Source organism: Streptomyces sp. NBC_00568 (genome assembly GCF_026341855.1).
Classification (GTDB): Bacteria; Actinomycetota; Actinomycetes; order Streptomycetales; family Streptomycetaceae; genus Streptomyces.
The window spans coordinates 4,350,140-4,373,671 of sequence record NZ_JAPENW010000001.1 but is presented as its reverse complement, the minus strand read 5'-3'; the positions used below and the strand labels follow the sequence as shown (position 1 = coordinate 4,373,671).

At 71.1% G+C, this 23,532-nt stretch carries 21 protein-coding genes and 1 tRNA gene; 8 read left to right on the top strand and 14 right to left on the bottom strand.

Annotation, left to right across the window (positions count from 1 at the left end; all coding sequences use genetic code 11):
- Positions 1–52 precede the first annotated feature (52 nt).
- Positions 53–3,787 (bottom strand): S8 family serine peptidase, encoded by a 3,735-nt coding sequence (locus tag OOK38_RS19055; RefSeq protein ID WP_266758882.1) that lies wholly within the window; start codon positions 3,785–3,787, stop codon positions 53–55.
- Positions 3,788–4,342: 555 nt separating this feature from the next.
- Between OOK38_RS19055 and OOK38_RS19050 the strand changes: the two genes are divergently transcribed.
- The gene (locus OOK38_RS19050; protein WP_266758884.1) at positions 4,343–4,627 is read left to right on the top strand and encodes a DUF1876 domain-containing protein; all 285 of its coding nucleotides are present in this window, start codon (positions 4,343–4,345) and stop codon (positions 4,625–4,627) included.
- A 235-nt stretch (positions 4,628–4,862) separates the two neighbouring features.
- On the opposite strand, the gene OOK38_RS19045 is transcribed toward OOK38_RS19050, so the two are convergent.
- The 3 genes from OOK38_RS19045 to OOK38_RS19035 all read right to left on the bottom strand — a co-directional run bounded on the left by OOK38_RS19045 (position 4,863) and on the right by OOK38_RS19035 (position 7,456).
- Positions 4,863–5,189, bottom strand: coding sequence for a GYD domain-containing protein (locus tag OOK38_RS19045; RefSeq protein WP_323178845.1), 327 nt, complete (start codon positions 5,187–5,189; stop codon positions 4,863–4,865).
- A gap of 168 nt (positions 5,190–5,357) precedes the next feature.
- A complete protein-coding gene (locus tag OOK38_RS19040; protein ID WP_266758887.1) occupies positions 5,358–6,812 on the bottom strand; it encodes an FG-GAP and VCBS repeat-containing protein in 1,455 nt (484 codons plus the stop codon).
- A gap of 568 nt (positions 6,813–7,380) precedes the next feature.
- A tRNA-Arg gene (locus OOK38_RS19035) sits at positions 7,381–7,456 on the bottom strand.
- A 310-nt stretch (positions 7,457–7,766) separates the two neighbouring features.
- Here OOK38_RS19035 and OOK38_RS19030 point away from each other — a divergent pair.
- The 4 genes from OOK38_RS19030 to OOK38_RS19015 all read left to right on the top strand — a co-directional run bounded on the left by OOK38_RS19030 (position 7,767) and on the right by OOK38_RS19015 (position 13,725).
- Complete coding sequence (locus OOK38_RS19030) at positions 7,767–9,374, top strand: dynamin family protein (RefSeq protein WP_266758889.1); 1,608 nt, start codon at positions 7,767–7,769, stop codon at positions 9,372–9,374.
- Between the two features lie 5 nt (positions 9,375–9,379).
- Entirely contained in the window at positions 9,380–11,461 is a 2,082-nt protein-coding gene (locus OOK38_RS19025) for a GTPase (RefSeq protein WP_266758890.1), read from the top strand.
- Positions 11,462–11,593: 132 nt separating this feature from the next.
- On the top strand, positions 11,594–12,061 hold the full coding sequence (locus OOK38_RS19020) for a single-stranded DNA-binding protein (protein ID WP_266758892.1): 468 nt from the start codon (positions 11,594–11,596) through the stop codon (positions 12,059–12,061).
- A gap of 257 nt (positions 12,062–12,318) precedes the next feature.
- Positions 12,319–13,725: a Cys-Gln thioester bond-forming surface protein gene (locus tag OOK38_RS19015; RefSeq protein ID WP_266758893.1), complete on the top strand. Its 1,407-nt coding sequence runs from the start codon at positions 12,319–12,321 to the stop codon at positions 13,723–13,725.
- A 223-nt stretch (positions 13,726–13,948) separates the two neighbouring features.
- Here the strand turns inward: OOK38_RS19015 and OOK38_RS19010 are convergent, their stop codons facing one another.
- Entirely contained in the window at positions 13,949–14,731 is a 783-nt protein-coding gene (locus OOK38_RS19010) for a YcnI family protein (protein WP_266758895.1), read from the bottom strand.
- Positions 14,732–14,762: 31 nt separating this feature from the next.
- Positions 14,763–15,350 (bottom strand): hypothetical protein, encoded by a 588-nt coding sequence (locus OOK38_RS19005; protein ID WP_266758897.1) that lies wholly within the window; start codon positions 15,348–15,350, stop codon positions 14,763–14,765.
- Positions 15,351–15,486: 136 nt separating this feature from the next.
- Between OOK38_RS19005 and OOK38_RS19000 the strand changes: the two genes are divergently transcribed.
- A complete protein-coding gene (locus tag OOK38_RS19000; protein WP_266758899.1) occupies positions 15,487–16,446 on the top strand; it encodes a D-2-hydroxyacid dehydrogenase family protein in 960 nt (319 codons plus the stop codon).
- A gap of 228 nt (positions 16,447–16,674) precedes the next feature.
- Positions 16,675–16,953: a chaplin gene (locus tag OOK38_RS18995; protein ID WP_266758901.1), complete on the top strand. Its 279-nt coding sequence runs from the start codon at positions 16,675–16,677 to the stop codon at positions 16,951–16,953.
- 59 nt (positions 16,954–17,012) lie between these two features.
- Here OOK38_RS18995 and OOK38_RS18990 read toward each other — a convergent pair whose 3' ends face one another.
- From OOK38_RS18990 to chpG, 8 genes are all read right to left on the bottom strand, one after another.
- Complete coding sequence (locus tag OOK38_RS18990; RefSeq protein WP_266758902.1) at positions 17,013–17,879, bottom strand: tyrosinase family protein; 867 nt, start codon at positions 17,877–17,879, stop codon at positions 17,013–17,015.
- Entirely contained in the window at positions 17,863–18,369 is a 507-nt protein-coding gene (locus OOK38_RS18985) for a tyrosinase cofactor (protein WP_266765690.1), read from the bottom strand. Before OOK38_RS18985 ends, OOK38_RS18990 begins: the two co-directional genes overlap by 17 nt.
- 212 nt (positions 18,370–18,581) lie before the next feature.
- A complete protein-coding gene (locus tag OOK38_RS18980; RefSeq protein ID WP_266758904.1) occupies positions 18,582–19,100 on the bottom strand; it encodes a hypothetical protein in 519 nt (172 codons plus the stop codon).
- 117 nt (positions 19,101–19,217) lie between these two features.
- Complete coding sequence (locus OOK38_RS18975; RefSeq protein ID WP_266758906.1) at positions 19,218–19,847, bottom strand: vitamin K epoxide reductase family protein; 630 nt, start codon at positions 19,845–19,847, stop codon at positions 19,218–19,220.
- The gene (locus tag OOK38_RS18970; RefSeq protein WP_266758908.1) at positions 19,847–20,344 is read right to left on the bottom strand and encodes a DUF5949 family protein; all 498 of its coding nucleotides are present in this window, start codon (positions 20,342–20,344) and stop codon (positions 19,847–19,849) included. The genes OOK38_RS18975 and OOK38_RS18970 overlap by 1 nt, the downstream gene beginning before the upstream one ends.
- Positions 20,345–20,507: 163 nt before the next feature.
- Positions 20,508–20,702, bottom strand: a complete 195-nt coding sequence (locus OOK38_RS18965; protein WP_266765691.1) for a chaplin — start codon at positions 20,700–20,702, stop codon at positions 20,508–20,510.
- A gap of 130 nt (positions 20,703–20,832) precedes the next feature.
- Positions 20,833–21,135 carry a hypothetical protein gene (locus OOK38_RS18960; protein WP_266758910.1) on the bottom strand — a complete coding sequence of 101 codons (303 nt, stop codon included), beginning with the start codon at positions 21,133–21,135 and terminating at the stop codon, positions 20,833–20,835.
- Between the two features lie 661 nt (positions 21,136–21,796).
- Positions 21,797–22,036, bottom strand: coding sequence for a chaplin ChpG (gene chpG, locus OOK38_RS18955; RefSeq protein ID WP_266758912.1), 240 nt, complete (start codon positions 22,034–22,036; stop codon positions 21,797–21,799).
- A gap of 317 nt (positions 22,037–22,353) precedes the next feature.
- Here chpG and OOK38_RS18950 point away from each other — a divergent pair, with 317 nt between their 5' ends.
- Positions 22,354–23,523: a DUF3344 domain-containing protein gene (locus OOK38_RS18950; RefSeq protein ID WP_266758914.1), complete on the top strand. Its 1,170-nt coding sequence runs from the start codon at positions 22,354–22,356 to the stop codon at positions 23,521–23,523.
- Positions 23,524–23,532 lie beyond the last annotated feature (9 nt).

The following is a 23,532-nucleotide window of genomic DNA, read 5'->3' as shown; positions in this document are numbered from 1 at the left end:
TGTGACGGGAAGGGCCCCGGGGAGGTGACTCCCCGGGGCCCGGCAGTGCGGTTCATCGCAGGCCGTACGCCCGGATGATTTCGTTCTTGACGCCGAAGCCGCGGTCCGTCCCGGCGCTCGCGCGGACCGAGATGAAGCCGCCGGGCTTCTTCGCCGTCCTGAACGAGCCCTTCCAGTAGCCGTCGGCGCCCTTGGACAGGGTCACCTTCTGCCAGGTGGCACCGTCGTCGTACGAGACGTCCAGCTTCACCGTGGTGACCTTGCCCGGCACGGTGCCGAGGCCCATCGACACCGGCTTGAGCGCGATCCGCTGGGTCGCATGGGCCTTCACGTCGCCGTGCAGGTCCGACTCCAGCTTGTAGTTCAGGTTCAGCACCGAGAACGGCTCGAAGAAGTCCGAGTCGACGGTGTCGGACATGAACGTCCACTCGGTGTGGGTGCGCGTCGACAGCCGGAAGACGTCACCGGGCCGCTCCGCGTCGAGGACGGCGCGGTAGGGCAGGTTGCCCGCCGGCACCTCCACCCACTGCATGTCCGTGCTGTTCGGATTGTCGTGGATCAGCTGGTCGCCCTGGAAGACCTGCAGGTGGGTCGGCGTCTCGCCCCAGTCCAGGAAGCCGCCCAGCCGCATGTTGTCGCTGGCGGAGGCCCATGCCTGCACGTTCCAGGTCATGTAGTTCTGCCACCGGGAGTTGTACACACCGAAGGACTCGCCCTGGCCGGGCCGGGTCGCCGGAGCGAACCAGTCCAGACGCGTGGTGCTGCCCTTGGCATACGTGTTGTCGCCCGACACCATCACCCACGGCAGGTCTCCGTCGACGCCCTGAGCGTGGAACTCCCTCCAGTTCTGGCCCGGGGTCACCCATTCGGTACGGGTGCCCGGGTGCCACTCGGCTTCGGGGAGGTTGAACGACGGGCTGAGGGTGAAGTCGGACCGGTAGCCTTCCGCCGCCTTGCCGTCCGTAGCCGAGTAGTAGCGGGCATCGATCCGGGCGAGGTCCCTCTGGGTCGGCTTGTAGACCAGGGGCCGGTCCGGCACCTGGCCGGGGTAGTTCCGGGTCAGGTCGTAGACGAACGGCGTGTACTCGGTCTGCTTCGCGGTCAGCTTCACCTTGCCGGCCTTGGCCATCGCGATGAGGGCCTTGCCCGCGTCGCGGTGCACGGTGGCGACCGGGACGGCCGATTCGCCGACGTACTCCATCAGGGCACCCACACCGTCGTTGACCACGATCAGCGCCTTCGCGCCGGCCGCGGCCGCGGCCTCCGCTCGCTCCTGCGGCGAGACCTCGTCGCTGCGCTCGACGACGACGAGCCTGCCCTTCGCCCTGAGCTTCTCGTAAGCGGCCGCCGCGCCGTTGCCCGCGTAGACGGCGTCCAGCGTGTCCGTGCGGGTGCCCAGGGCGCTGCCTGCCTGCACCAGCGTCTCGAAGCGGAGCCGTCCGCCCGGCGTGCTCAGGCTGAGCGGCGGCTCACCCTTGCGCCAGCGGGTGGTCAGGATGAACTCGCCCTGCTTCATCGGCTTCGTCGGCGCGACGTAGACGTCGTCGTACGTGGGCGGCAGCACGTACGCGCTGCGGTAGTCCATGTACGGGTCGAGGCCCTTGTAGTGGACGTTGAAGTCGACCTTGCGCTGGCGGTCCTCGGTGCGCCGCGGCGCCTCGGTCCGCAGCAGGCGTGCCGTGCGCGCGTCCAGCACCACGTCGGCGGAACCGTCCTTGAGCACGGTCTCCGGGTCGACCAGCACGGCCACACCGGAGCGGTCCGCCTTCTCGCCGGCCACGTCGAGGTACCCCGCGACGGTGTACAGGCCGGGTGCCATCCGCATGGTGGTCGAGCCGTCGACGTAGACGTTCCACGGCCAGAAGTCGCCGGCCAGGTTGATCGTGACCCAGCCGGAGGCGGGCTTGCCGTCCCGGCCGACCAGCTCGATGTTCAGGTCGTAGCGCTCCTCCTCCTTGAGCAGCGCCACGGACGTGCGGGTCACGGGCTTCCCCGTGGCCTTGTCGGTGGCTATCACGTAGGCGACGTGCCGGCCTGCCGAGGCGGCTCGCGGGTCACCGGTCACCGGGACGGCGGCGGTGCCGCCCGCCGGGACGGTCACCGTGGTGTCTCCCAGCGAGAAGGGGCCGCCGTCGTCGGTCAGCGCCAGCTTCAGTGTGACGTCGGCGGAGCCGGTGTTGGTGAAGGTCAGGTCCTTCGTGACGGCGGCGTCGCTCGGCTCGTGCGGCCATGTGTAGTTGCCGAAGAAGAGCGATCCGGTGCCGCGGACCGTGGTGCGCACGGCGGCGGCCACGTCGACACGGCCGGTTCCGACCTCGTACGGCGAGTACCCGCCGTCCAGGCCCTTCGCGGTGCTCATCAGGTGTTCCTTGAGCTGCGCGCCGGTCCAGTCCGGGTGGCGCTGGGCCAGGATCGCCGCCGCACCGACCACGTGCGGGGTGGCCATGGAGGTGCCGCTGAGGGTGCGGTACAGGCCCTCACCGCCGTCGGTCATGTCCTGCGAGCGGGCCGCGGTGATGTCCACGCCGGGCGCCGCGATGTCCGGCTTCATGCCGCCGGAGTAGGCCAGCGGGCCGGTGCTGGAGAAGGACGCGAGCTGGTCCTGCTTGTCCGTGGCCGCCACGGTCAGCGCCGACGCGGCCGCACCCGGGGCGGAGATGCTCTCCGGGCCCGCGTTCCCGGCGGCGATGACGAACAGCGTGCCGTACTGCTCGGAGAGCGCGTCGACCGTCTGCGACATCGGGTCGCTGCCGTCGGTCGGGTAGGAGTCGCCGAGGCTCATGTTGACGACGTCCGCACCGGACTCGGCGGCCCACTGCATGCCCGCCATGACCCAGGAGTCCTGGCCGGAGCCCTCCGCGCCGCCGAGCACCTTGCCGACGAACAGGTCGGCGCCGGGGGCGACGCCCTTGTTGTCGCCGCCTGAGGCGGCGCCGGAACCGACGATCGTGCCGGCCACGTGCGTGCCGTGCCCGTTGACGTCGGTGACGCCCTCGCCCGGCACGAAGCTGGTCGTGCCGTCGATCACGCCCGCGAAGTCGGGGTGGTCGACGTCGATGCCGGTGTCGAGCACCGCGACCTTGACGCCCTTGCCGGTGTAGCCGTCCTTCCAGGCCTCGGGCGCGCCGATCAGCGGCACGCTTTCCTTCAGGCTGGCCTTCACTCGTCCGTCGAGCCACAGCTTCGACACACCCGCGCCCAACTTCGCGCTGCCCCGCGGCGCGACGGTGGTCCAGAAGGTGCGGGCCCGCCGCTTCTCGGTGCTCAGCGCGGCACCGTGGATGCCCTTGAGCTCGCGGGTCAGTTTGCTGCCGCGGGGGGCCGTCGGCTCGACGGCGGAGCGGGACTTCGGCTGGGCGTACGCAGCGATCAGCGGCACCGCGGCCGACTTCGCGTCGTCGTAGCCCATCTCGATCAGGTCGGTGACGTTGAAGAGCCGCCGGTCCAGCTTCTCGGTGCCCAGCAGCGGAGCCGCCTCGTCCGGGATGACGAACAGGTCGCCCTTGATCTCCTGGATCTTCACGCCGCCGACGGCGCTGTCCGGACGGTGGACGTCGGCGGTCTGCTTGCCGTCGGCCATCGTGGTGACGGTGACGACGTCGCCGGTGACCAGGGTGACCTTGTGGGTCGCCGAGGGCCTGGCGGGAACCGAGGGCTTGCTCGGAGCCGCTTGTGCGGGCGCTTGCAGAAGCGCGAGCCCCGACGCCAGCAGCGGCAACGCGAGGGCGGCCGAGACAAGCCGCCGGCGCCCGCGCCGGACGGCGGAGGACTGAGAGGGGGAGGACATGCCATGGGTCTATCGGCCGGTTCACGCCGACGTGAAGGCCGGATGACGGCAAGTCACCGCCATGGCAAGGACTTGCCGACCGCAAACCGCGCACGTCCTGGCGAGGTTGCACTTTTCGGACACGGCATTCAGTCAGCGGTTCGCGGCGCGAAGGCCTGCCGACCGCTCGCCACCCGGAAACGGCCGTGACTCCCCTGGGAGAGGGGCCGGCGGTACGCGGCGGATGTACCGGGCCGCCGGTCTCATCGGGAACCCGTGACCCTGGACGTTCTCCGGCCGCACGGGTGGCGATGCCGCCACCGGCCGTCGCCGCCGGCCTCCACCCGGTCCACTCCGGCCGGTCCGCTCCGGCCGGTCCGCTCCACCCGGTCCACTCCGGCCGGTCGCGATCGCTCGGGCGAGGACGGCGGATCGGACGGCGTCGCGGTCGCAGCACAGATACCGGCACACCACGTCGCGTGACCCTCCGCGCCCTCGCCTCGTGCCAGGACGGCCGGAGGAGCACACTTCTCCTAGGGGCTTCACCAGGGGGCGGCGGCTTCGGAGGTGATCGCGATGACACAGACGCAGACACGGACCACGGTCGGCTGGCACGTCGAGATGGAATTCCAGGAGGACGAGCACCGCACCCGCGCGGCCGCCCTTCTGCGGCTCCCCGACGGAAGCGAGGTGCGTGCCCACGGGTACGCCAGCCGCCACCCGTCCGACTCGAACCAGCCCAGGGTCGGCGAGGAGGTCGCGGGCGCGAGGGCCCTGAACGAACTCGCCATGCAACTGCTGACCAAGGCCCACGACGAGATCGACGCGGCATCGGGCAGGACGTCACACACACTGAGGTGACCCGGGGCGTCGTTTCGCGCCGTCCGGCTGCCCGAGCCGATGCCCTGACCCCCACGGTGAACCGTGGCACTCACGGACGGCAGACGAGGCAACGGTCCCCGACCTGGTATCCACGTCGGGGACCGTTGCCTCGTCTGCGGTGGGTGTGGGAATTGACCCCACGGCGACTCGCGCAACGACTTCTCTGCTGTACGCAGCCTGAGCCTGAACCCGGATCTGTAGCTGATCTGGACCGCTACGCGCCAGGAGCCCGGTACTGGATTTGCTCGGCTGTGCGCAGGGCCTCCATCGTTTCATCGACGGTCAGGAGAACAATCGTCTCGAACGAGTTGAGCGCGCCGCCTCCGCTGATCGCCAGCGCAACCGCGGCCATGGACACGTTGTCCGGAGCTTCCCAAAGGTTGTAGCCGTCGTGCGTGCCGAAGGCGTACCAGAAGCCATGGAGCTTCCCGCCGACGGACTCGATGTACGACCGAGCGGCCTGTGCGCGGTCCTCCGGATGGCCGGTCAGTCTCGCCCAAGTCTCAGGGGTGTAGCTGAACCTCGATAGATAGAGCGCCATCATGTCTCCCTTTCGTTCCATCAAGGGATGCCCCCGCGGGGCGGGGAAGGCGCCGGCCGAGGCCCGCGTGTCCCCCGAACGGCCTGGGCCGATGACCGGCACGGCGACAGTCGGTGGACGCCGCGACCGACGGGCCTGGCTGTGGGTCGCTCATCGGCGGTCAGTGGGTCAGCGTGCGAACGGCCCGCCCAGGCGCGCATACGACAGCTTCAGCGACGTCACGGAGTACGACTTCGAGCCCGTCGTCGTGATGCCCGAGCCGGAGCCCTTCAGCAGGTGGACGAGGCCCCAGCGGTCCTCGTAGCCCAGCTGCTCGTTGGTGTCGATCATGAGGTCGGCGCGGCCGTCGCGGGTGTAGTCGGTGAACTTGAGGTGGGCGCCGAACTGATCCTGGGTCTCGGCGGTGCCGGTGATGCCGGAGGTGTCCTGGGTGTAGGACTTGGCGCCGGTGCCGGACAGGCCGCCCGCGCGGCCGAACAGGACGGTGACCGAGCCGGCGTCGCGCTTGGTGCCGAGGTCCTCGCCGCGGGCTCCGACGGCGAGGTCCGCGTAGCCGTCGCCGTTGACGTCGCCGGCGGCGATGGCGGAGCCGAAGTAGTCCTCACTCTCGGAGGAGCCCGGCACACCGGTGGTGTTCTGAGTGAACTTGACCGGCTTGCGGGCGGTGTCGGGACCGTTCGGGCCGCCGTACTGGACGGTGACGTAACCGCGTTCGCCGTCGCCCGGCTCGTAGCCGCGGCCGATGGCGAGGTCGCCGTGGCCGTCCTTGTCGAAGTCGCCTACGGAGAGGATGTCGCCGCCCTGGTGGCCCCCGTCGTCGGGCACCCGCAGCCCGCCCGCGCGCTGGGTGAAGGTGCCGCCACCGCGGTGGAAGTAGGCCCGCAGGTCCAGGTCGCCGGTGTCGCCCTGGAGGTCGCGGCCGAGGATGTACAGGTCGGTGGCGGCATCCGCGGTGACCCGGCCGGCGACCAGGTTGGCGGCCCACAGGTAGCCGTAGGAGCCGCCCAGGGAGTCCCAGCCGCTCTTGCCGCCGGTACGCGTGAAGGGACCCTTCAAGAGGACCACGCCCGCCCGGCTGTTGCTGGTGACGGCCAGGTCCTGGTCCCCGTCGCCGTCGAAGTCGCCGGACACCACGTCCTCGCCGAACACATCACCCGAGCCCTCGTACTCCTGCGGGACCGGCGAGTTGAAGACCGTGCCCGAGCCGAGGCCCGTCGCGCTGCCCCAGACGACGGTCAGCCCGCCGCGCATCTGCACGTCGCCGACGTCCTCGCCGGGCGAGGAGACCACCAGGTCGGCGTACCCGTCGCGGTCGAGGTCGGCCGTGGCGGCGGCGGTTCCCCACCCGTCCTCCGCCTCCACCACGCCCGGGATGCCCGCCGAGTCCTGGTGGATGACCTGGACGCGGGTGCCGGGACCGGACGACGTGCCGTAGACGACGGTGACCCGGCCGTCCTTGCCGTGCGAGCCGCCCAGCATGACGAGGTCGCGGTAGCCGTCGCCGTTGAAGTCGTCGGACAGCTTGGCGGGGGCCGCCGACGCCCCGGGGGCCGTCAGGAGCGGTGTGCAGACCGCTGCCACGAGGGCCACGGCAGCAGCGAGGGTGGTACGTCTGGCGTGCATGGGTCTCCGTTGTCGAGCGCGTGCTGTGAGCAACCTGCAATTGATCTGATCAACTGCGCCCTACGACGTACGCGGCGGCCGAATGGTTGTACGTACGCTCTGGGACAGCTACAGGACAGCTCGCCAACAGGGACAGGACGGGCCGACAAGCGAAGAACTTCCCTTGGGGAAGCGTCTGGTGTGCGTCGGACCCCCGGAACGGCGTCTGCGCTTCCGGCCTGCGTTACTCCACGTCTCGGACGCGACAGGGCAAGGACCGATGCGGTGCCCGCGGAAGGACCCTCGGGCAGGCCGGTTGTCGCCTTCCGGCGCGGCGATCTCCAGGACTTCGACCGTGTGCGAACCGGCGACAACACCGGCGAGACCGAGCCACACCACGCCGCGCTTCCTCTGACGGGCCTACGAGAACTTCGGCACGTATGCGACACGGCGACCCGCAGAAACCCGGTGACAGACGGACAGCGCCGGACCCGCTCCGTAATCGCCTGGAGGCGGTCCGGTTCCCCGTGCCGGGAGTCAAAACATGCCTTGACCAGCAAAAAGCCCTCCCAAAGGGGAGGGCGGAGACTGGCGCCCCCGGCAGGACTCGAACCTGCGGCCAAGCGCTTAGAAGGCGCCTGCTCTATCCACTGAGCTACGGGGGCCGGGTGTGTCGGCCTGTGTCCTGGTGCCCGGGTGTGGGCTGATCCGTGACCTTGCCGGGGACAAGGATAGAGCTCCCGCATCCCTGTCCCTCGTGCTTCGCCTCCGTGGCTCGATGTGGAGGTTCAGTGAAGCGGTCCTGATAATCGCAGGCAGGTACGAATCGTGCACCGCTTTTGGCGTCTCGCGCATCGGGTGTTGTGCACTCGTTATGCCTGCGCCCCAGTCATCCCTTCCGCCCCGTGTGTCCTGTCGGCGCGCAGACATACCCATATGCTTCAGAAAGACTCCAAAATTGGGCATTCTTCACATGTGGTGACCTTGGACGTACGGCCTCAGCTGCTCGATGCACTTTCCGCCCTGCGCGACCGTGTCGCCGCCGCACGCTTTCCGCTGCCCCTGGCGGGGGCTCCACGCGCGCGTGCCAACCGCGACGAACTGCTCGCACAGCTCGACGACTATTTGGTGCCCCGGTTGAGAGAACCCGAAGCACCGCTTCTCGCCGTCATCGGAGGATCCACCGGTGCGGGCAAGTCGACCCTCGTCAACTCCCTTGTGGGGCGCCGGGTCAGCGAGGCGGGCGTGCTGCGCCCGACGACCCGTACGCCGGTGCTCGTGTGCCATCCGGAGGACCATCACTGGTTCAGCGGCATGCGCGTACTGCCCCAGCTCACGCGCGTGTGGGTGCCCCATCGGGAACCCGGCGACGATCTCCCCGCCCTCACCGACCGCGGGGAGCGGGTGTTGCGCATCGAGACCGCCGACACACTCCCCCGCGGCCTCGCCCTCCTCGACGCGCCCGACGTCGACTCCCTGGTGGCCGACAACCGCGTGCTGGCCGCCGAACTGATCTGCGCGGCCGACATCTGGGTGATGGTCACCACGGCCGCACGGTACGCCGACGCCGTGCCGTGGCATCTGCTGCGCACCGCCAAGGAACACAAGGCGACCCTGGTGACGGTCCTGGACCGGGTTCCGCACCAGGTGGTCTCCGAGGTCTCGCGGCAGTACGGCGCGCTGCTCGCCAAGGCCGGACTCGGCGAGGTACCCCGCTTCACCGTGCCCGAACTGCCCGAGTCCGCCTGGGGCGGCGGCCTGCTGCCGGCCACCGCCGTCGCACCGCTGCGCACCTGGCTCACGCACCAGGCCCAGGACCCGGGCGCCCGGCACAGCGCGATGGCCCGTACGGCCCACGGAGTCCTCGACTCCCTGAAGTCGCGGATGCCGGAACTGGCCGGCGCCACCGCCGCGCAGTACGCCGCCGCGACACGGCTCACCGCCGCCGTCGACGGGGCGTACGACAGCGAACACACGCGCGCCAAGGGGCGTCTGCAGGCCGGGGCCGTGCTCTCCGGGGACGCCCTCAAGCGCTGGCGCGCCTATCCCCTCGACTGCACCGCCGACGAACTGCTGGACGCGCTCGTGGAGAGCCTGTCCGCCCTGCTGCTGTGCTCCGTCACGGCCGCCGACGAACGCGTGGACGAGGCCTGGCGCCGCGAACCGGCCTCGGGAGCGCCGGGGCTGACGGATCGTGACCCGGCCCTGGAGAGCGCCGAGCACCGGATCGGCCTGGCCGTACGACGCTGGCGGCGCGTCCTGGAGGAGTACGCCGAGGAGGAAGTGCGCGACCTCGACAAGAGTGTCGCGCCGGACGCCGCGGTGGTGGCCGCGCTGGTCGCCACCGCGCTCCTGGGCGGCCGCAGGGCACGCAGCGCGGGTGAGGGGCTCGCCGAGCGGATCGGGGCGCACGGCGCGCTGCGGCTGCGCGACAAGGGCGGCCGGCTGCTCACGGACCTCATCGACACGGCCCTGCACGCCGAGCGCGAGCGCCGTCTCGCGCCCCTCGAAGCGCTCGACGTCCATCCAGAACCCCAGGCCGAACTCATCGCCGCGCTGTCCGTACTGCAGAAGGAGAGGTGACCGCGGTGACTGCCGTCACTGACCACACGGATCAGGCCGACCGTCCCGGAGACAAGCGACCCGGGGACGGCCGTCCCGGAGAGGACCGCTCCGAGGACGGCGCCCCCGAGAACGTTCCCTCCGCGACGGGTGCCGCGGGCGCCGAGGGCCACGACCGCGCCGAGGACACTCCGGAGAACGGGCGCCCGGATGCGGCGAGTTCCGGGGCCGGGTCCCCGGACGGCGCCGAAGAGACCGAGAGCGGCACGAGCGGCGACGGCGGCCGGGCCGCTCGGAGCGACGACGCGCCGGGGAAGGAAGCCCCGAAGGAGGCCTCCGAAGTGAAACCCCGCGCGCGCGGGGAGGGCGACGACCCCGCGCGGGCGGAGGACGGCCCGGTCTGGGACGACGGCCTCATCGCACGCCGCGTGACCGAGACGGCCCCCGGCAGGTACCAGACGCCGGTGGTGGAGACCGCGACCGCCGTCCCTGCCCTTCCCTCCCCCCTCGCGTACGACGGGCCGCTGCGCTCGCGCCTGGACGCGCTCCGCGAGCTGGTGGGCCTCTCCCGCACCCGGCTCGACAGCAGGACGCTCGCGGAGGCGGGCCGGGTCCTGGACGAGGCGGCCGCCCGCCGCAGGCTCTCCGGCGAGCACACCGTCGTCGCGATCGCCGGGGCCACGGGCAGCGGCAAGTCGCAGCTCTTCAACGCGCTCGCGGGCGTGGCCATCTCGGAGACCGGCGTGCGCAGGCCGACGACCTCGGCCCCCATCGCCTGCAGCTGGAGCGACGGCGCGGCCACCCTCATCGACCGGCTCGGCATCCCCGGGCGGCTGCGCAGACGCCCGCTGCAGAGCGCGGAGGCGGAGGCACAGCTGCGCGGCCTGGTCCTGGTCGACCTGCCCGACCACGACTCCGCGGCGGTCCAGCACCGCGAACAGGTGGACCGCGTCCTGGCGCTCGTCGACGCGGTCATCTGGGTGGTGGATCCGGAGAAGTACGCGGACGCCGTCCTCCATGAGCGCTATCTGCGGCCCCTGGCCGGGCACGCGGAGGTCACCTTCGTGGTCCTCAACCAGGTGGACCGGCTTCCCGGCGAAGCCGCCGACCAGGTGCTCGACGATCTGCGGCGGCTGCTCGACGAGGACGGCATCGCGCTCGGCGAGTACGGCGAACCGGGCGCGACCGTCCTCTCGCTGTCCGCGCTCACCGGGGAAGGAATCCCCGAACTACGCGAGTGTCTCGGCCAGTTCGTGGCCGAACGCGGTGCCGCCGCACGGCGGATCTCGGCCGATCTCGACGCGGCCGCCGCACGGCTGCGGCCCGTCTACGCGACGGGGAGGCGGGTCGGGCTCAGCGAGGAGGCGCGCGACGAGTTCGCGGACAGGCTCGCGGACGCGGTGGGCGCCGTCGCGACCGGTGAGGCCGCCGAGCGGGCCTGGCGCCGCAACGCCAACCGCGCGTGCGGTACGCCCTGGCTGCGGCTGTGGCGCTGGTACCAGGACCGGCGCGAACCCCAGACCGGTCGTCTGCCCGTGCGCACCCCCGCGGACGAGGAGGCCACCGCGCGCCAGCGCGTCGAGCAGGCGGTGCGGACGGTCGCGGACCGGGCCGCGTACGGGCTTCCCGCGCCCTGGGCCCAGGCGGTCCGCGAGGCGGCCGTACGCGGCGCGCAGGGGCTGCCCGAGGCGCTGGACGACATGGCGACGCGCGCGACGACACCGGGCGGACGGCCGCCGCGGCCCGGCTGGTGGCCCGTCGCGGTGCTCGCACAGGCCTCGATGACGATCCTCCAGGTCATCGGCGGGCTCTGGCTGATGGGGCAGATCGTCGGCGTCATGTCGCCGAATCTCGGGGTTCCGGTGCTGCTGATGGTGGCGGGCATCATCGGCGGCCCGGCCGTGGAGTGGAGCAGCAGGATGGCGGCGCGCGGGCCGGCCCGGCGCTACGGCCTCGAAGCGGAACGGCGATTGCGCGAGGCGGCTTCCGGATGCGGAAGAGCCCGGGTACTGGACCCCGTGGCCGCGGAGCTGCTGCGGTACCGCGAGGTACGGGAGCAGTACGGGCGGGTCATGGGAACGGCGCCGGCGGGTGCCCCGGTCAGGTGACGCGGTTTTCCACAACCGGCGGGTAGTACACAGCGCTCGGCGGGCCCGGCCCGGCGGAGGCAGTCTGATCCCGCGGCGATCGCAGCGCATGCGCTCGCCGCGGCAGACGCATTCGCACGGGAGGGATTCACGATGAACGAGACGATGGTGTGCGCGGTGGGCAATGTGGCGACACGGCCCGTGTACCGGGAATTGGCGAACGGCGCGTCGGCGCGGTTCCGGCTGGCGGTGACCTCGCGGTACTGGGACCGCGAGAAGAACGGGTGGACGGACGGGCACACCAACTTCTTCACGGTGTGGGCCAATCGCGCGCTCGCCACGAACGTGGGGGCCTCGGTGTCGGTGGGCGATCCCGTCATCGTGCAGGGCAGGCTGAAGGTGCGCACCGAGACACGCGACGGGCAGAGCTGGACGTCGGCGGACATCGACGCGGTGGCGATCGGCCACGACCTCTCCCGCGGTACGTCGGCCTTCCGGCGTGCGTCCAAGGAGAGCGAGCCGGCTTCGGCGCACCGGCCTGAACCCAGTTGGGAATCGGCGCCGGACGCTCGGCCGGACGACGCGTCCCAACAGCGTCCCGAACCGGCCGGGGTGACGTGATGTCAGAGGCAGCAACGATCTGACCGAACTGCGGCTTATCGACAAATACGCTCCGTCGCTTCTCGTGGATTTGTCGATAGGCGCAGCTCACGGGCGTGGTCGCGATAACGATTACGAGTCGGATCGGTTATCGGATGACATGACCGGGGAGTGCGATGCGGCGCTTCTTTAGGATGCCCAACACAGCTCTCGGGGCTTCTGATTCTGCTGGCGGGACCGTCCCCCATGTCAAAGGGTCCTGCCTGAAGGGGAATTCTGTGTCTTCTGCGTTCTCGGTGTCGTCCACGCGCGGGCGAGGGGCGGCCCGCCTCGCCGCCGCGGCGTTGGTGTGGGGACTCGCCGCCGCGGGGACGATCGCCGCCGCCGGTACGGCCGTCGCCGACGGGACACCGCAGAGCCCGGGGGGAGCGACCGCCACCCTGGGCGAGCTGAAGACCTACGGCTCCGCGGTCGTCCACGACAACGGCGAGGACTCCTGGGTCTCGGCCGGTCTGTTCGAGATGTCCGTCGACGACGGCGGCATGCTGCAGACCTACTGCGTCGACCTCCACAACCCGACGCAGCGGGACGCCAAGTACCAGGAGACCTCCTGGAGCGGCACGTCGCTGAACGGCAACAAGGACGCGGGCAGGATCCGCTGGATCCTGCAGAACTCCTACCCGCAGGTGAACGACCTGGCGGCGCTGGCCGAGAAGGCCGGTGTCACCGGCCTCACCGAGCAGGACGCGGCGGCCGGCACTCAGGTGGCCATCTGGCGGTACTCGGACGGCGCCGACGTGGACGCCGCGGACCCGCAGGCGGAGAAGCTCGCGGACTATCTGCAGAAGAACGCGCGGAACCTTCCGGAGCCCGCGGCCTCACTGACGCTCGACCCGGCCGCGGTCTCCGGCCACGCGGGCGAGCGGCTCGGCCCGGTCACGGTGCACACCAACGCGGAGAGCGTGACGGTGACGCCGCCCGCGGACACCGCCGCCAGCGGCGTGAAGGTCGTCGACAAGGACGGCAGGGCGGTCACCTCCGCCGCCGACGGCGGCAAGCTCTTCTTCGACGTCCCGGAGGACAGCCCCGACGGTTCCGCCTCGCTCAGCGTGCAGGCCTCCACGACCGTGCCGGTCGGCCGCGCCTTCGCCTCGGAGACGCGTAGCCAGACGCAGATCCTCGCGGGCTCCAGCGAGTCCACCGTCTCCGCCACGGCGGTCGCCGACTGGGCGGAGACGGGCGCGATACCCGCCCTGTCCGCCCAGAAGAACTGCGCCAAGGGCGGCGTGGACATCACGGCCGCCAACAAGGGCGACGAGCCGTTCACGTTCGAGCTGATGGGGATCGAGCACACCATCGAGGCGGGCGTGGCCCAGCGGATCACCATCCCGCTGCAGGAGGACCAGGCGTACGACTTCACGATCGCCGGCCCGAACGGCGTCGAGAAGCGCTTCAAGGGCGTGCTGGACTGCAAGACCCAGGGCGCGACGAGCGACATCTCGACCCAGACGCTCAGTGAGCCGAGCCCGGCGTCGGTCGGCGGCTCCGGCGGGGGCACCGACCTCGCCGAGACAGGCGGCTCCAACGCGACTCCGGTCATCGCGGGCATGGCCATCGCCCTCGTCGTGATCGGCGGGGCAGTGGTGGTCCTCCTCCGCAGGAAGCAGACTCCGCCGCAGGACTGAACGGCCCGGGCCCCAGGCCCCAGCCGACCGGTCACTCGGTCACGCGGTCACGCGGTCACGCGGTCACGCGGTCACGCGGTCACGCGGTCACGCGGCAGCGTTCCGGCCACGGCACGGCGGCTCATGTGGTGATCCACGGGGTGCCGGAGCGTGACCGTGGGGGCCGCCGCCCCGCCGACGGGAGTCGACACCGGCGGGGCGGCGGCCACGCACCGGACAGGTGCTAGGAGCGGGTGCTCCGGCCACGCACGACGGCGAATCCGGCCGCGATCAGGCCGAGGACGCCGACGACGAGGCCCGCCGTGCCCAGAGCGCGCGCGGTGGAGTCACTGCTCTTGTCGCTCGCGGTCGATTCCTCGCCCTCCGAGGAGGCCGAGGACGACGACGAGGACGACGAGGACGACGAGGACGACGAGGACGCGTCGGATCCGGCGGCCCCGTCCGAGTTCTCCTCGGCCGCGCCCTTGGCGGTGAGGGCCAGTACCGGAGCGGGGTTCTCCGGCTCCTCGCCGCCCTTCTTCGCCTCCTCGATCCAGCGCGCGACCTTGCCGTCCGAGTAGGTCTGGAGCGTCTTGAAGGTCAGCTGGTCGGTGTCGTCCGGCAGTTGGCCGAAGGCGACGTCGAAGTCCTGGAACTCGCCGTGGCGAATCCTGCCGCCGGTCCAGGTGATCTCGGAGACGGCGTCGCTGATCGTGCCGTCGTCCGTCTTGATCGGCTTCTTCAGCTTGATGGTCGTCACCTTCGCGGTCCAGCCCGCCTGCGGGGTGACCAGGACGCCCAGGACCGGGTGATCGGTGGGCAGGAAGACCTGCACCTTGGTGGTGCTGGCGGTGTCCTCCTCGTTGGGGACGCGGAAGCTCAGGACACCGTCCGTGGCTCCCTTGGCGTAGCTCTCGGGGTGGACCGTCACATGCGCGAAGGCCGCGCCGGCGGCGGCCAGGACGCCCGCGGTGGTGAGGGCGGCGAGCGTGCCGGTCCGGCGCAGGGTGGTGCTCATCGGGGACATCTGGGGAACTCCGTACGGAAGGGGAACGTGGTCAGGGCGTGTACGCGAGCCCTGCCGGCGGTCCCCGACGGGAGACGGCGTGCCGCAGCAGCGCCTGCCGAAGCGACCACGGCTCGGCGGGTGTCCGGCCCGCGGCGTCCTCGCGCGGCCGGAGGGGAGACAGCCCCCTCCGCACCCTCCACCAAGCGGCCAGCCCCGGCACCAACGTGGCCGCCCGGCGCAGCAGGGACCACAGGGCGGCCTCGCCGCGCCGCAGCCACCAGGTCGCCAGCACGGCGGCGGCGACATGCGCGGCCGTGGCATGGGGCGTCAGGGCGTGGGTGTGCGGATGCGTCATGTATGACCCGTGCATGGTCATCGCCATGCGCGGGCGGGCGGCCTCGAACCCGAGGTGGAGCCCGGCCTGCGCGGCGAGCATGGCGCCGCCTATCCCGAAGAGGGACCGTTCCCGGCCGCCCAGCGGACAGCCGACGGCGAAGACGGCGAGGAGTCCGGCAGCGTCCGCCCAGTTCGGCGGCGCCTGTCCGGTGGCGAGCACATGCCCCCCTGCGGCCAGCAGCACGCACAGCGCGGCGAACACCGCCGCGCGCAAGCTCCGTACCGCCAGGGACGCCCTCATGAAGCCCAGATACTGCCATGGGGAGCGATTGACCGTGTCGGCTTCCCCCTACCCCCCGAGGCATCGGTCACGGACCGCCCGGCTCCCCGGGGCCGGCGCTCGGGTAGGGTCCGGCTGAACCTCGGAGGGACCTGACATGCGACTTCGCTGTGCCGTGCTGGACGACTATCAGGGCGTCGCGACCGAGATCGCCGACTGGTCGCCCGTCGCGGACACCGTGGAAGTCACCGCGTTCGACCGGCACTTCGCCGACGAGGACGCGCTGGCCGCCGCGCTGGCGGACTTCGACATCGTCGTCACCCTGCGCGAACGCGTGCCCTTCCCGGCCTCTCTGCTGGCCCGGCTGCCCAGGCTGAAGCTGTTGATCGCCTCCGGTATGCGCAACACGGTGATCGACTACGCGGCCGCCGAGGCGCACGGGGTGACCGTGTGCGGCACCCCGAGTTCCTCGACGCCCCCGGTGGAGCTGACCTGGGCGCTGCTGCTCGGTCTGGCGCGGGGGATCGTCGCGGAGCACGACGGGTTGCGGGCGGGCGGCCCCTGGCAGAGCACGGTCGGCGCCGATCTGCACGGCCGTCGGCTCGGCCTGCTCGGGCTGGGCAGGATCGGCGGCCAGGTGGCACGGGTGGGCCTCGCCTTCGGCATGCGGGTCAGCGCGTGGAGCCAGAACCTCGGCACGGAGCGGGCCGACGAGGTCGGGGTGGAACTCGCCCCCTCCAAGGAAGAGCTGCTGGCGGGCAGCGACTTCGTCTCCGTCCACCTCGCGCTCGGCGACCGCACCCGGGGCCTGGTCGGCGCCGCCGAACTGGCCCTCCTCAAGCCGACCGCCTTTCTCGTCAACACCTCGCGCTCGGCGATCGTCGACCAGGACGCGCTGCTGGCCGCGCTGCACGCGGGGCGGATCGCCGGAGCGGGCCTCGACGTGTTCGACGTCGAACCCCTGCCCGCCGACCACCCGATGCGCTCGGCTCCCCGTCTGCTGGCCACGCCTCACCTCGGCTATGTGTCGCGTTCCAACTACGAGACGTACTACGGCGCGGCGGTCGAGAACATCCAGGCGTACCTGGCGGGCACACCACTGCGCCGCCTCGGCTGACGGGGCACGGCCGGCCGGTTGCCCGGTCGGCCGATTCTTCGGGTCGCCCTGCCTGACAGGCCTGTTGAAGGGGCGGTGCGGGCCCGAGCGCGTGTACGACCGCCCGGCCGGCCGCGATCTAAGGGTGATCCTCCGGTGAACGCCCGTGACCAGGCGTGGGTGGACGCGTTGAAGGGGGAGTGCGGTCGCGTCCGAGCCACCGCACTCATCGATTCAAAGGAGAACGTGATGTCTCGCATCGCGAAGGCCGCCGCAGTCGTCGTGGGCACGGGTGCCGTGGCGCTCAGCGGGGCCGGTCTGGCCATGGCTGACGCCGGCGCCCAGGGCGAGGCCGTCGGCTCGCCCGGTGTTCTTTCGGGCAATGTCGTTCAGGCCCCGATCCACGTGCCGGTCAACGTGTGCGGCAACACGATCGACATCGTCGGTCTGCTGAACCCGGCGTTCGGCAACACCTGCGTGAACGACGGTGGCCACCACAAGGAGCAGCACGGCGGCTACGGCAACTGAGCCCACGTACGCGAAAGGCCCCCGGCGGGAAGTCGCTGCCGGGGGCCTAGTCGTGGCCGCTACGCGTAGCGGTAGATGCGGCTGTGGCTCTCCATCGAGTCCGGCGTCACGCCCCACGGGGGCATCTTCTCGTGCCGGGCGACGATGCGGCCGTGCTGGGAGTTGCCGAGACCCGGGGGCCGCTCGGGCAGATAGCGCGCGCCCGCGTGCCGCTTCTGCCAGCGGGACCACTGGAGGTCGACGAAGGCGTGGTGCAGCCAGAAGACGGGGTCGTTGACGGAGGCTCCGCCCAGCATGTGGCCGCCGACCCAGCGGTGGACGCGATTGTGGTTGCCCCACGCGGAGTTGCCCGACCCGCGCCCCCACCCCTCCAGCCGGTTCCGGAAGCCCCGCGTGGATGTCGAGTTCCAGGGAGCCGTGTCGTAGACGGGGTCCTCCAGGGCGGTGTTCAGGTCGCGCTGCGTGGGCAGTTGGAGCGGCTGCCGCGGGCGGCCGAACTCGCGCGTGAGGAACTCGCCGTCGGTCACCCCTTCCTTGATCGTCCAGTTGCCCTGCGCGTAGGCGAAGGGTCCGGTCATGACCTGCCGGTCCGAGCGCCGCCCGTCACCGCCGAGCAGATCCTTGGTCCACGGCGCGGACTTCGTCGTACGATCCCGCGTCCAGTCCCAATAGGGGACGCTCACCCCGGAGTCCACGCGGCGCAGCGACCGCTCCAGGTCCAGCAGGAACCGCCGGTGCCAGGGCAGGAAGGAGGGCGCCATGTGAGCCGAGCGCAGTCCGCCGTCTCCGTCCGAGACGTAGTACTCGATGTGCATCCGGACGAACTCGTCGTACTCTCCGCGGCGTTTGATCTCCAGCATCGCGGTGACGAAGCGGCGCCGCTCCGCGCTCGTGAGCTTGCTGACGTTCTTACGCGTGTACACCATGGTGGTGGCCGCTCCCCTCCGTACCGCTCTCCCGCTCGCCGCTTCCGCCGACGCCCCGTCCGCCGAGGCCCGGTTCCTCCGCGTCGCTCCCCCGCGCGCCGCCCGCGTCCGCGCCGGCCTCCTCGTCCTCCGTGGTCCGCAGACGCTCGGCGGGGCCCAGTTCGTCGACGGCGGCCCGCGCCGCCGCCAGCGGAGTCGGATACGACTCGTAGTGGTCCACCATGCTGAGATAGCCGCCGTCCGCGCGGCGCATCAGATGCAGCGGCCGGCCGTCCACCGTGACCTGCCACTCGCCGCCGGAGAACGCGGCCGTGCCGTCCGAACCGCTCTTCGTGCCGAGGATGTGCCTGCCGCGGTACACCTCGTCGAAGGAGAGGTCGTCGGACCGGAGCGGGTGCGGCGGCCGCGAGGCCGCGACGACCGGGGCCAGCGCCACGCCGACGGCGGACACGAGCAGTCCACGCAGCGCGCCGCGCCGGGTCACCGCCACTCCACCCGCCACACGCGCCGCGCCGCGGCCGCGTCCCCGGACACCTGGCTCACGCCTCGGCACTCTGCTCGACACCCAGCTGACGAACATGCTTCTCTCCTCGACGGATTCAGGCGGATTCGGCCGGCTTCAGCAGGGTTCAACGACGGCGGCCCCCGATGGTTCGGTCGGCAGGCCCGGTCCGGACACCCGGGCCTGCTCCCCCGGGAGGGCTAGGCCCCCGAGCCCATCTCCAGGTTCGCCCCCGGCACGGTCTTCAGCAGCGGTGCGAGCACGGCGGCCTGAGGCAGCTTCAGGCCGGGAAGGCCGAGGCGGTCGGGGTTCGGCGCGCCGAGCGGGGAGTCCAGGGACAGTCCGGGGGTCAGCGTCCGCAGGTCGGCCGCCGGTGCGGCGAGACCGAGGTGGTCGAAGCCGTCACCGAGGACGTGCGGGAGGGGCGCACGGACGTCCGCCCCGGGCAGCCCGCCGCTGAGCGGCACCTGCGGAACCGCCCGGTCGGGGATCATCCGTCCCTCGACGTACCGGGGCCCCTCGAGCCCGCCCGGGAGGGGAACCGGCAGTTCACCCGCGATCCTGGGCGCCTGCAGGCCGAGGGCCTGCTCGACACCGTTCAGCGGCACGGGGATGGGGACCGTTTCGGCCGCGACGGCGGGGGTCGCGGCGGCGGCACCCACCACCGCCGCCACACCGGTCATGACGGCGGCGAGAGTTCCTCGTGTGGTCGGCTTCATCTCAGGTACGGTCCCTTTCAGGATTCGGGGGCTCAGCGTCCGTACCGCGTAACGATTCCGGGAACGCCATCAGCTCAAGATTCCCCCGACGGACTCATTAGTCGTCCCTACGGAGAATCAGCTCGTCCAGAAATCCCACCAGCGGGTGAGGATCAGCATGCCGATGACACCGATGTGCAGCACCGGAAGAACCCAGGTGAATTCCTCGAGGAATCCCTTCAACCATTCCGGTGCAGGCAGAAAATCATTCCGTACGTTGAACGATGTGACGTACCAGAACATGATGATCGTGGCGATCCAGGCAAGACAGCACCACAGGCACAGGGAATTGATCCGGTAGAACGACTGGAACTGCAGCCAGGTGCAGAATCCGACGCCGAAGAACATGCCCGCGTTGAAGGTCAGCCAGTACCAGCGCGGAAATCCCGCACCGGTCAGCAGGCTCACGCCGACACAGATCACGACGCCGTACGCCACCAGGCCCAGCATCGGGTTGGGGAACCCGAAGGCCGAGGCCTGGTCGCTCTTCATGATGTTGCCGCAGGAGACGACCGGGTTCAGGCTGCAGCCCGGGACGAAGTTCGGGTTCTCCAGCAGCTTGAACTTGTCGATCGTGATGACCCACGCGGCCAGCAGGCCGGCCGCCCCCGTGATCACCAGCAGCAGGGCGAGGGCGCGGCTGCCGCCGGCGGTGCGCCCGTGCGCACCGCTGCCGCCGCCCGCCCCCCGTCCCGCGGCGGCCGTCATCAGCCGCGCAGGCTGCGCGCGGGCAGCAGCACGTGCGACGCGCTGAGCAGGGTCTCCTCGTCGCCCGCGAAGGCCGTCAGGCTCTCCGGTGCGACGGGCTTGCCGGGCTCGGCCACGGGCCAGGCGCGGGTGGCGAACAGGAAGTAGGCATAGCCGCGTTCACTCACCGCGGCGAGCCACTCCGGCGGGGCGACGCACTGGGCGTTGAGGTGCGGCATCGTGACGACGGCCTGGCCGGCCTCGACGAGCAGGGTGAGCGGCAGGCTCGGCTGCCGGGAGGCGTCGATGAGCGTGTCGCCCACCGGCAGTCCGTTGTCGATCAGCAGCTGCCGGATGGCGGCCGCTGATCCTTCCGGGCCTCCTTCGCCGTCGCCCAGGGAGTAGGCGAGGAGATAGGGCATGTCGCCGTCGGGGGCTTCACCGCTGAAAGCCATGACGGCGAGCGTGCCGAGGTCGGCACCGCGAAGAGGGCGCATTCCGCTTGAGGTTGAGGTCACCGCGGAACCTTATCGACGCACCCGTTCGGGTCCGGCCCCGATCTCACCCGCCCGGGCGATGACCGGACGGGTGACCACACGAACGAGGGACGCGGCTCGAACAGCGCGAAGGGCCGATTCCGCGGGTGCGGAATCGGCCCTTTCGCCACATCGGCGTACGACGTCAGTCGTTGAAGCAGGCGTTGCCGAATGCCGGGTTGAGCGCACCGATGACGGAGACCGTGTTGCCGCAGAGATTGACCGGAACGTGCACGGGGACCTGAATGACGTTTCCGGAGGCGACGCCCGGGGAATTGACCGCGGCACCCTCGGCCCCGGAGTCCGCGACAGCGCTGCCGGCGGCGGCACCCGCGGCCATTCCGGCGGTGGCGAAAATCAGCGCGGCCTTCTTGGCAGTGTTCATTGTCAGCCCTTTCATCGGAGGTTTATCCAGAGCCTAGGGAAATGCCCGCAAGCGACGCGGAAAGACACGCGCCGAAGGAATGCGACTAGCCCTGAAGGGGAAGCCCGCCGAGAAGCTGCGCGGGGCCGCCGGACGTGTTGAGCGTCTTCGTCGCGCCGCTCACGGTGTTGAGCAGGGAGTTCTTGTTCTCGGTGTCGAGCGCGTTCGACTGGTGCTGCAGGGGCATCACGTCCTGCGCGCTGAGCGAACGCTGGCTGGTGAGGGTCTCCAGGGCGCCGTTGAGGCTGGAGGGCGTGAGGTCGGAGGCTCCGGCGGCGAACGCGGGCGCGGCGGCACCGGCGACGACCAGGGACCCTGCGACTACAGCGGCGGCCTTGAGCGACTTCATCGTGTTCCTTTCTTCGGCGACTCATGTCACCCGAGGGAATTTCTCTTTGCGCTGCCTAACGAGCCCCGAACGCGACGGAAACTCCGCGTGCAGAAATTTCCTGCACCCCACCCGAATGAACGGTGTGTCGCATCCTCATATAAGCCCCCGCAAACGAACGGCCGCCGTGCCGCCCGGATACGGTCGGCACTGCGGCCGGAGGGTGGCTGCCCGGTGGGCGGCTACCCGGCGGGACGGGTCAGGCGCCCGACAGGAGCGAGCCGGTCGGCAACGAGCTCGTCGGACGCGTGTTCGTAGTCAAGGTGCTCGCGGGGAGAGCCGTTGCGGGCAAGGTGCTCGTCGGCGTCGAGCAGGGCGGTGACCGGGTGTCAGGACACCGCCCATGTCCGCCAGGGAACGGACCTGCGCCAGAAGCGCGTCCGCGCCGGGTACGGAGGCCGCCGCGTGGCGTGGCCGCGCGGCAAGTCGATGTCGGTGGCTGTCGCGGCCGGTGCACCGAAGGCGATCAGAAGCGTGGCGCGGAGTGCGGAGTGCGGAGTGCGGAGGGCGCGATGCGCCGTGCGGGCGGACGGGGCTCGGATGCCCGCCTCCCCGTTCGGGGCATGCGACCGGCCGCCCTCCCTTTTCGGGAGGGCGGCCGGCAGAAGGGTCCGCGCTGACGTCAGTCGTTGACGCAGGTGTTGCCGAACGCGGGGTTCAGCAGACCGATGACGTTCACGGTGTTGCCGCAGACGTTGACCGGAACGTGAACGGGAACCTGCAGGACGTTGCCCGACAGGACGCCCGGGGAGTGGGCGGCCGCGCCGTGCGCGCCGCTGTCGGCGGCGGCGATGCCGGCGGTGCCGGCCACAGCGGCGGCGGCAACGGAGGTCAGGGCCAGGCCCTTCGCGATACGCGACATGGAGAAGTGCTCCTTGGAAGTCGATCAAACATCCGGGCGGGATGCCCGGCTCTGGATTCAACGCGCGGCGCCCACGCGGGGTTGTGCCTCCAAAGGGGTGATCTCGCACGTGGTCGAGCTTCACGATTCCGACACACATCACAACTTTCACGCATAAATACGGACAGCCGCTAGAGTCAGGCACCTCCGAGGCGCCTGGAAGCAGGCGCCGACCGGCGTCGGAAGCGGACGGGGAGCCGGCGCACACCCATCCGATCCGCAGATCTCCGTCCGTCCGCTGGTCCAGAACCTTTTCCCCCGAAAGGGCACCGCCGGTCATGCGTATTTCCCCGGGCCTGCTGCTGCGCCGTGCGATCGTGGGCTGTTCCGCCCTCGCCACCTTCTGGGCGCCGGGCGGCCCCGCGACCGCGGCGGCGCCCGATACGGCGCCGCCCGCCGCGAAGGCACCCGCCGCGGAGGCGGAGAGGCTGGCGTTCACGCAGCGGTACCGCGCCCTCCAGCACGGCGGAATCGTGCGCGCCGCGAACTCCTCGATCAGCTGCCGGAGTTCCTCGACGTCCACCCGGCCCCACGGCCCCGTGAGAACGGCCGGGACCGCCCGTGCCACGGCACCCACGTGCCCCGGGGCGCGCGCGGGCGGACCGGCCGCGAACGGCGACTTCGACATGCTCTACATCGACGTCGACAAGGACCCGAACACCTACAACTCCAGCCGCGCGGAGGTCCGTCTGCCCAAGGGCGCGCGCGTCACGTACGCGCGGCTGTACTGGGGCGGCAACCTCCGCGTCGGCGAGCAGAAGCCACCGAAGGACAACGGACGGGTGCTGATCGCCGAGCCCGGCGGCGCCTACAAGGATCTGCTCGCGGACAGGATGGTCGGGCACCGGGTGGCGCACGGGGCCGACGCGTTCCAGGCCTCGGCGGACGTCACCAAGCTGGTGCGGGCGAACGGTTCGGGGCTCTACACGGTGGCCCAGGTCAATGTGGCGAAGGGCCGGTCGGCCGCCGGAGCGTGGGGCGGCTGGACGCTGATGGTGGCGTACGAGAAGAAGGCCGAGCCGCTCAGGCATCTGGCGATCTGGGACGGCTTCGAGGCGCTCGGCCCGCGTGAGGGGCAGGTCGTCCCGCTCGGCCCGATGGCCCTCCCCGAGAACGTGAAGGGCCGGGTGGGCCTGGTCGCGTACAACGGCGACCGCGGAAGCAGGGGCGACTCGCTGGCCGTCTCGACGGGCTCCGGCGCGCCGACCGTGCTGGGCGACTCCGCCAACCCCCGGGACGACGTGCTGAATTCGACCATCGGCGGGTCCGGCCCCGCCGCGATCGAACGGGTGCCCGCGTACTCGAACACGCTCGGTTATGACTCGGACGTCCTCGAATTTGGCAAGGGGATCCGCCGCGGGGGTGACCAGTTGGCCTTCCGGATCGTTTCGCAGCGGGACGCGGCCTGGGTCGGAGCACTGTTCGCCGCCGTCGACGCGAAGCAGTGACGCGCGCCC